7 protein-coding genes are annotated in these 8,149 nt (G+C 64.1%); all 7 read left to right on the top strand.

Features of this window, described 5'->3' with window-relative positions; genetic code table 11:
* Positions 1-1,425, top strand: a 1,425-nt coding sequence (locus J2Y68_RS20770) for a hypothetical protein (protein ID WP_309996520.1), incomplete at its 5' end; no start/stop codon positions are given.
* A complete protein-coding gene (locus J2Y68_RS20765) occupies positions 1,418-2,404 on the top strand; it encodes an HAD-IIA family hydrolase (RefSeq protein ID WP_309996518.1) in 987 nt (328 codons plus the stop codon). The genes J2Y68_RS20770 and J2Y68_RS20765, both read left to right, overlap by 8 nt.
* Positions 2,405-2,413: 9 nt before the next feature.
* Positions 2,414-2,668 (top strand): hypothetical protein, encoded by a 255-nt coding sequence (locus J2Y68_RS20760; RefSeq protein ID WP_309996515.1) that lies wholly within the window; start codon positions 2,414-2,416, stop codon positions 2,666-2,668.
* A gap of 3 nt (positions 2,669-2,671) precedes the next feature.
* The gene (locus J2Y68_RS20755) at positions 2,672-3,484 is read left to right on the top strand and encodes a TlyA family RNA methyltransferase (RefSeq protein ID WP_309996513.1); all 813 of its coding nucleotides are present in this window, start codon (positions 2,672-2,674) and stop codon (positions 3,482-3,484) included.
* Positions 3,485-3,497: 13 nt separating this feature from the next.
* On the top strand, positions 3,498-4,520 hold the full coding sequence (locus tag J2Y68_RS20750) for an NAD kinase (RefSeq protein ID WP_309996510.1): 1,023 nt from the start codon (positions 3,498-3,500) through the stop codon (positions 4,518-4,520).
* Positions 4,521-4,523: 3 nt separating this feature from the next.
* Positions 4,524-6,263 carry a DNA repair protein RecN gene (gene recN, locus J2Y68_RS20745; RefSeq protein ID WP_309996508.1) on the top strand — a complete coding sequence of 580 codons (1,740 nt, stop codon included), beginning with the start codon at positions 4,524-4,526 and terminating at the stop codon, positions 6,261-6,263.
* Between the two features lie 132 nt (positions 6,264-6,395).
* Positions 6,396-8,141 carry a CTP synthase gene (locus tag J2Y68_RS20740; protein ID WP_309996506.1) on the top strand — a complete coding sequence of 582 codons (1,746 nt, stop codon included), beginning with the start codon at positions 6,396-6,398 and terminating at the stop codon, positions 8,139-8,141.
* Positions 8,142-8,149: the final 8 nt, after the last annotated feature.

Raw genomic sequence — 8,149 nt, 5'->3', positions numbered from 1 at the left:
GGCGACCGGAAGCCATTCGGTGACCGCGACCGGAAGCCCTTCGGTGACCGTGGTGACCGTCCGGCCCGTGATGGTGAGCGCCGTCCGTTCAACAATGACCGTGGCGACCGGAAGCCATTCGGTGACCGCGACCGGAAGCCCTTCGGTGACCGTGGTGACCGTCCGGCCCGTGATGGTGAGCGCCGTCCGTTCAACAACGACCGTGGCGACCGGAAGCCTTTCGGTGACCGCGACCGTAAGCCCTTCGGTGACCGTGGTGACCGTCCGGCCCGCGATGGTGAGCGCCGTCCCTTCAACAACGACCGTGGTGACCGCAAGCCGTTCGGTGACCGCGACCGGAAGCCCTTCAACAACGACCGTGGCGATCGCCCGGCCCGTGATGGTGACCGCCGGTCGTTCGGCAGTGACCGTAGCGACCGCGGCAACTCCTGGGAAGAGCGTCCGGCGCGGGTTCCCAACGCCAAGGACATCCGCAGCGCGAACCGCCCTGACCGCGAACGTTCCCCTGAGATCGACGACGACGTTACGGGCAAGGAACTTGACCGCGCCACCGGCCACCAGATCAAGACCCTCGAGGAGCAGAGTGCAGGCTGGGTTGCAAAGCACCTGGTCATGGCCGGCCGCCTGATCGACATTGAGCCTGAGCTCGCTTTCCAGCACGCGTTGGCTGCGAGCCGTCGCGGGGGACGCCTTTCCGTGGTCCGCGAAGCTGTCGGGCTGACGGCCTACGCTGCCGGCCACTATGGTGAGGCTTTGCGTGAGTTCCGCACGTACCGGCGCATCAGTGGTTCCAACGTCCACTTGCCGGTGATGGCCGATTGTGAGCGCGGCTTGGGTCGTCCTGATCGGGCCTTGGATATGGTCCGCTCTCCTGAGGCTCAGGACCTGGATGCTCCGGGCAAGGTTGAGCTCGCCATTGTGGCATCGGGCGCCCGTTCGGACCTGAACCAGCTGGATGCTGCCGTCAGTGAGCTTGAGATCCCGCAGCTGGACATCAACAGGGCGTTTTCCTACAGCCCACGCCTTTTCCGTGCCTATGCGGAGGCTTTGGCTGCAGTGGGCCGTACTGAGGAGTCTGAGAAGTGGGCCCGCCAGGCCTTGGTTGCCGAGAATGCCTTGGGCGTCGGGGACTTTGCCGAGCCGGAGATCCTTGACCTCGGCTGGGACGAGCGGGAAGAAGAAGCCGCGCGTAAGCCGCGTTTCGAGAAGCCGGCCCGGGACGCCGACGTCGTGAAGCCGGAGGCTGAGACTGTCATCGTCGAGGCTGCGGCAGCGGATGTTGAGCACGACGACGTGGAACTGGATGACGCCGAGTCGGACTACTTTGAGTCGAACGACGCCGAGTCGGATATCGATTCGGTTGAGGATGACGAAGCTGGCCACGAAGAGGCAGACGACGAGAACGCCGATTCCCGGAATGGCTGATTCTCTGATCTCATTGTTTGATGCTGTCCTCTCCGATTTGGATGGCGTGGTCTATGCAGGACCGCACGCCATCCCTGGAGCCGTGGAGTCGTTGCAGCGTCTCGAAACCGTGGGCGTTGGCCTGGGTTACGTCACGAACAACGCTTCACGGACGCCCGCCCAGGTCGCAGCGCATTTGCGTGAGCTGGGCGCCCCGGCTGAGGACCATCAAGTAGTCAGTTCCTCGCAGGCGGCAGGGGAGCTCCTTGCTTCCATGCTGCCTGCGGGGGCGCATGTCCTTATCACCGGCAGCGCAGCACTGGCACATGAGATCGAACTGGTAGGGCTCAAGCCCGTGCACAGCGCCGATGAGAACCCTGTGGCAGTGGTGCAGGGGTTCAATCCGGAGATCGGTTGGAAGGACCTGGCCGAGGCCTCTTATGTGGTTGCTGGCGGGGCTATGTGGTTCGCGACCAACACTGACATGTCCATTCCGCAGGCCCGGGGCATGGCGCCGGGAAACGGGACTTTGGTGGCCGCTGTAGCTGCTGCCACCGGCAAGGCACCGTTGGTTGCCGGCAAGCCTGAAGCGCCGCTTTTCCATGCTGCTGCGAAACGGCTTAACGCCGATCGCCCATTGGTGGTGGGCGACCGCTTGGACACCGACATCCTGGGTGGAAACCGCGCAGGATTTGCGACGGCGGCCGTCCTCACTGGTGTGGATACGACGCACACCATCCTGGCTGCGCGCTCGGATGAGCGTCCCGACTATTTGTTGGCGGACCTTGAGGGTCTGTATGCCCCTTACCCGGAGGTCGTGAGCGAGGACGGTACGTTCCGTTGCGGTGCAGCCTCAGCTGTTGCCGTGGATGGCACGGTCACGGTCACCGGCGACGAAACTGACATCGACTCTTGGCGGGCGGCGTGTGCCGCTTGGTGGGCGGCGGTTCCGGAGACAGCGGTAGCCCAGGCTCCCAAGCTGGAATGGCAAAGTCACTAGACTGGTGCGATGACCGAATCCAGCAACGCCCCCGTGCATGAGGCGGAGAGCCCGGCGGCGGTCCAGTGGCCTGCCACCGCGACGCCGACAGGTGATGCGCCGGTGGACAAGGCCCTCGGCCCCTTGGCGGATGTTGCGGGGTCCCCGGTTTCTGACCATGGCGAGCTGTACGCCGGCATCCACGACTCCCTGTTGGAGGCCTTGGACGCTGAGCCGGGCCTCCCGTCAGCACCGTCAAACAACCGCCCGGAAGGCGACAGCTAGCACATGGCACGACTTGATCAGGAACTCGTCACCCGGGGGTTGGCGAGGTCCCGGACCCACGCTGCCAAGCTCATCAGCGACGGGAAGGTCAGTTCCGCAGGGACGGTCCTGGCCAAAGCTGCCCTCCAAGTTGACGCTGCAACGGAGCTGCTTGTCGAAGCCCACCTTGAGGACATTTACGCCAGCCGTGCCGGGCATAAGTTGGACGGCGCGCTGAAGGCGTTTCCCGCCGTCGTGGTTGCCGAAAAACGGTGTCTCGACGCCGGTGCCTCCACGGGCGGCTTCACTGACGTTCTGCTGAGGCAAGGGGCCGCGCGAGTGGTTGCCGTGGACGTGGGGCACGGACAGTTGGTTCCGCACCTGCGGGAGGACCCGCGCGTGGACGTTCATGAGGGCCTTAACGTCCGTTACATGACGCCCGAGCAGATCGGCGGACTTGCAGAACTGACGGTCGCGGACTTGTCCTTTATTTCGTTGACCCTGGTGGTGTACCCGCTTGCCCAATGCACCGAACCCGGCGGCGACATGGTCCTGATGGTGAAGCCGCAGTTCGAGGTAGGCAAGGAGCGGCTGAGCCGGTCGGGAGTGGTCACCTCGGAACATGAACGACGCCGGGCCGTTGCCCAAGTGGCCCGTGCGGCCGTGGATGCCGGGCTGGATCTTCAGGACCTGGCGGCCAGTCCGCTGCCTGGCCAGGACGGAAATGTTGAATACTTCCTGTGGATGAAGCGCAGGATGTCCGCGGTGTTGCCTAAGATCGAAGAGCGGGACGCAGCCGTTGCCGCGTTAGTCGAGAAACTCTGGCCGAACCACTAGAAAGCAGAACCCGATGAGCAGGCGTGTACTGGTCCTTGCCCACACAGGGCGGGAGGAATCGCTCCGCGCAGCGTGGGATGCGTGTACGCAGCTGCACTCGTCTGGCTTGGTTCCCGTGCTCCAAAAGTCTGAGCTTGCCGATATTGAGCGGTTCTTCGGCGCCTTGGACACCCCGATCGAGATCCTCAACGACCACGTCAGCCTGGAGGACGTGGAGTTGGTCATGGTCCTGGGCGGTGACGGCACCATCCTGCGCGCGGCCGAGCTGGTCCGTGAGGTTGATGTCCCGCTGCTCGGGGTAAACCTTGGGCACGTGGGCTTCCTTGCTGAAAGCGAACGGGCCGACCTCGCCCAAACGGTCGAGTGGATTGCGAGCCGGCAGTACACGGTGGAAGAACGCATGACCATCGACGTTCAGGTGTGGATCAAGGGCCAGAAGATTTGGCACACGTGGGCTTTGAATGAGGCCGCCATCGAAAAGGCCAACCGCGAACGGATGTTGGAGGTCGTCACGGAGGTGGACGAGCGGCCCCTGACGTCTTTCGGCTGCGATGGCGTGGTCATGGCGACTCCTACGGGTTCCACCGCGTACGCGTTCTCTTCGGGCGGGCCCGTGGTGTGGCCGGAGGTTGAGGCCTTGGTCATCGTTCCCATCAGCGCCCACGCGCTCTTCGCGAAGCCCCTGGTGGTTTCGCCGCGTTCCAAGCTGGCCGTCGAAATCATGAACCGTACCGACGCGTTGGGCGTGCTCTGGTGCGATGGTCGGCGCTCCGTGGACCTGCCTCCGGGTGCCCGCGTGGAAGTGACGCGCTCAGCCACCCCGGTACGGCTCGCCCGCACGCACAAGACCCCGTTCTCCGCCCGGCTCGTGCGCAAGTTCGAGCTTCCCATCCATGGCTGGCGTGGCCCGGCTCCCCGCAGCGGCGAAGTCCACACCGGTCCTATTCCGGTGATCAGGACGCTGTCACCGGCACCTTTGCCCAGCCCGCGGGACCCAGGGCACGGTGAACCCTCCGAACCCACGAATGCGAAGTGAACCATGCTTGAAGAACTCCGAATCCGTGACCTTGGCGTCATCACCGACGCCGCCCTGCCGTTGGGCCCCGGCCTGAGCGTCGTCACAGGCGAAACCGGCGCCGGCAAGACCATGGTGGTGACCGCCGTCGGGCTTCTTCTCGGTGCCCGGTCGGACGCGGGGGCGGTCCGCAGCGGCGCCAAGTCCGCGTCCGCGGAGGCTGTACTGAAGCTTGATCCGGCGCACAGCGCCGTGGAGCGCGCCAAGGAGGCCGGCGGCGAGGCGGAAGAGTTCGACGGCGTTGCTGAACTGTTGCTCGCCCGCACGGTTGGTGCAGACGGGCGCAGCCGTGCCTACGTTGGCGGACGCGCGGCACCTGTAGGGGTGCTGGCCGAGCTGGGGGAGAGCCTGGTGGTGGTCCACGGGCAGTCGGACCAGATCCGGCTCAAGAGCGCAACAGCCCAACGCCATGCTCTGGACCGTTTTGCCGGTGCACCCCTGGCCAAGAGCCTGGGGGAGTACCAAGAGCTGTACAACCACTGGAAAGCCATCCAGACCGAACTTGATACCTTGCGCAGCGAAGCCCGCGAACGGCTCCGCGAGGCTGAGTCCCTGGACGCCGCCCTTACGGAAATCGACGACGTGGATCCGCAGCCGGGCGAGGACGAAACCCTCAAGGCCGAGGCCGTGAAGCTGGCGAATGTTGAAGAGCTGCGGCTGGCTGCGGCGGCAGCCCATGAGTCCCTCATCGCCGAGGAATTTGGCGACGCAGGGGATGCAACGTCCATGGTGGATGCGGCCAAGCGGACGCTGGAGCACGTAGCTGAACACGATGAAGAACTGCGTTCTGCTGCGACCAGGCTGGCGGAGGTCGGGTTCCTCCTGAATGACATCGCCGCCGAGCTGTCCAGCTACCAGGCGGCCCTGGACACCGAGGGACCCGAGCGGCTTTCCGAAATCGAGGAACGGAGGGCGGCGTTGGCCAAGCTGATCCGCAAGTATGCCCCGAGTATTGACGAAGTGCTGGAATGGGCTGCAACCGCAAGGACGCGGTTGGATGAGCTGCAGGACGACTCCACCCGAATCGAATCCTTGGACGCCGAGGTAGCAGCTGCGGAGGCCAGCCTGCGCAAGCAGGCAGCAGCGATCAGCAAAGCCCGCCTCAAGGCTGCCAAAGACCTCTCAGGACGCGTCAGCGCCGAACTGAAGGCCCTGGCCATGGCAGACGCCACCTTGGTCATCGAGGTGGACGGCAGCGACGTGTTGGGTCCGTGGGGTACCGATGAGATCGCGTTCCTCCTCCAGCCCCACTCCGGCGCTCCTGCCCGGCCGCTGGGGAAGGGGGCGTCAGGCGGTGAACTGTCCCGCGTCATGCTTGCCATCGAGGTAGTTCTCGCCGCAGTGGATCCCGTTCCGACATTTGTTTTCGATGAGGTGGACGCAGGGGTAGGCGGCCGCGCCGCCGTGGAGATCGGACGCAGGCTGGCCATGCTGGCCCGGCACGTCCAGGTGCTGGTGGTGACCCACTTGCCGCAGGTGGCGGCTTTTGCCGATCAGCACATCCGTGTGACCAAGACGTCCGTGCGGGGTTCTGACGGGAAGACCACCACCGGATTCACCTCCAGCGACGTGCAGTTGCTTAGCGAGGAGGAGCGGGTCAAGGAACTTGCCAGGATGCTGGCCGGCCAAGAGGACTCCGAATCCGCGCAGGCACACGCCCAGGAATTGTTGGACGACGCGAAGCTCCTGCCGCAGCGGGCCTGAACACGATTGCCCGCAGTGCGAGCACCATCACATCGGTGCACTCCAAACCCCGGTGGCTCTTGATTGCCTCGCAGTCCTGAGCAACTATTGACCATTTGGGGAATCCGAACAGACGCTTGGAAGGCGTAATTGATGATAAGCTCGAATTCCGTGGTGCAGCGATCAAATTCCCGTGTAAATTCCCGGTTCCCGGGCTCGTCCAAGACGACCAAACACATCTTCGTCACCGGTGGTGTGGCGTCCTCGCTCGGTAAGGGTCTGACGGCTTCCAGCCTCGGCCACCTCCTGCGGGCACGCGGTTTGTCTGTAACAATGCAGAAGCTCGATCCCTACTTGAACGTGGATCCGGGCACGATGAACCCCTTCCAGCACGGCGAAGTATTCGTGACGGATGATGGCGCCGAAACCGACCTCGACATCGGACACTACGAGCGCTTCCTCGATGAAAACCTCGAAGGTTCAGCCAACGTCACAACCGGCCAGATCTACTCCACGGTCATCGCCAAGGAACGCCGCGGTGAATACCTCGGAGACACCGTGCAGGTCATTCCGCACATCACCGATGAAATCAAGCGCCGCATGCGTCTGCCCGCCGAGGGCAAGAACGCTCCGGATGTCATCATCACCGAAATCGGTGGCACGGTGGGCGACATCGAGTCGCAGCCGTTCTTGGAGTCGGCCCGCCAGGTCCGCCAGGATGTGGGCCGCAACAACGTCTTCTTCCTGCACGTTTCACTGGTGCCGTACATCGGTCCTTCCCAGGAACTGAAGACCAAGCCGACGCAGCACTCCGTGGCAGCCCTTCGCTCCATCGGCATCCAGCCGGAAGCAATCGTGATCCGTTCGGACCGCGAAGTGCCGGACGCCATGCGGGAGAAGATTGGCCGCATGTGCGACGTCGACATCGACGCCGTGGTCAACGCCGCAGATGCTCCCAGCATCTACGACATCCCCAAGACGCTGCACTCGCAGGGCCTGGACTCCTATATTGTGCGTGCCCTGGACCTGCCGTTCAAGGACGTTGACTGGAGCAAGTGGGACAAGCTGCTTGAAGCTGTCCACAACCCCAAGCATGAGGTCGAGATTGCCCTGGTAGGCAAGTACATCGACCTCCCCGATGCTTACCTTTCGGTGACTGAAGCCCTCCGTGCCGGCGGTTTCGCCAACGAAGCCAAGGTCAAGATCCGTTGGGTCCCTTCGGACGAGTGCGAAACCCTTGAGGGTGCCACCAAGTCCCTGGCCGGCGTGGACGCCATCTGCGTTCCTGGCGGCTTCGGAATCCGTGGCCTCGAAGGCAAGCTCGGGGCTTTGAAGTTCGCCCGCGAATCCAAGCTTCCCGTCCTTGGCCTGTGCCTGGGCCTGCAGTGCATGGTGATCGAGTACGCCCGCAACGTGGTTGGCCTGGAAGGCGCTTCCTCCAGCGAGTTCGAGCCCGATTCCAAGTACCCGGTCATTGCCACCATGGAAGAACAGCTGGACATTGTGGACGGCAAGGGAGACCTTGGCGGCACCATGCGCCTGGGCCTCTACGAAGCCAAACTGGACGAAGGCTCGGTCATCGCCGAGACCTACGGCACCACTACGGTCAGCGAACGCCACCGCCACCGCTACGAGGTCAACAACAAATACCGCGAGCAGATTGCTGCCGAGGGCCTGGTGTTCTCCGGTACCTCTCCGGACGGCAAGCTCGTGGAGTACGTGGAACTTCCCCGCGAAGTGCACCCGTACTACGTTGCGACGCAGGCGCACCCGGAGCTTAGCTCCCGGCCCACGCGTCCCCACCCGCTGTTCGCAGGCCTGGTCAAGGCTGCCCTGGAGCGTCGCGAAGGCGCACCCGTGGCAACGAAGACCGGCGCCCGCGCGGTAGCTGCCAAGTAAACACACGT

The organism is Paenarthrobacter nitroguajacolicus, assembly GCF_031455195.1.
Lineage (GTDB): Bacteria > Actinomycetota > Actinomycetes > Actinomycetales > Micrococcaceae > Arthrobacter > Arthrobacter nitroguajacolicus_D.
This window is presented reverse-complemented; position numbering and strand designations above follow the sequence as displayed.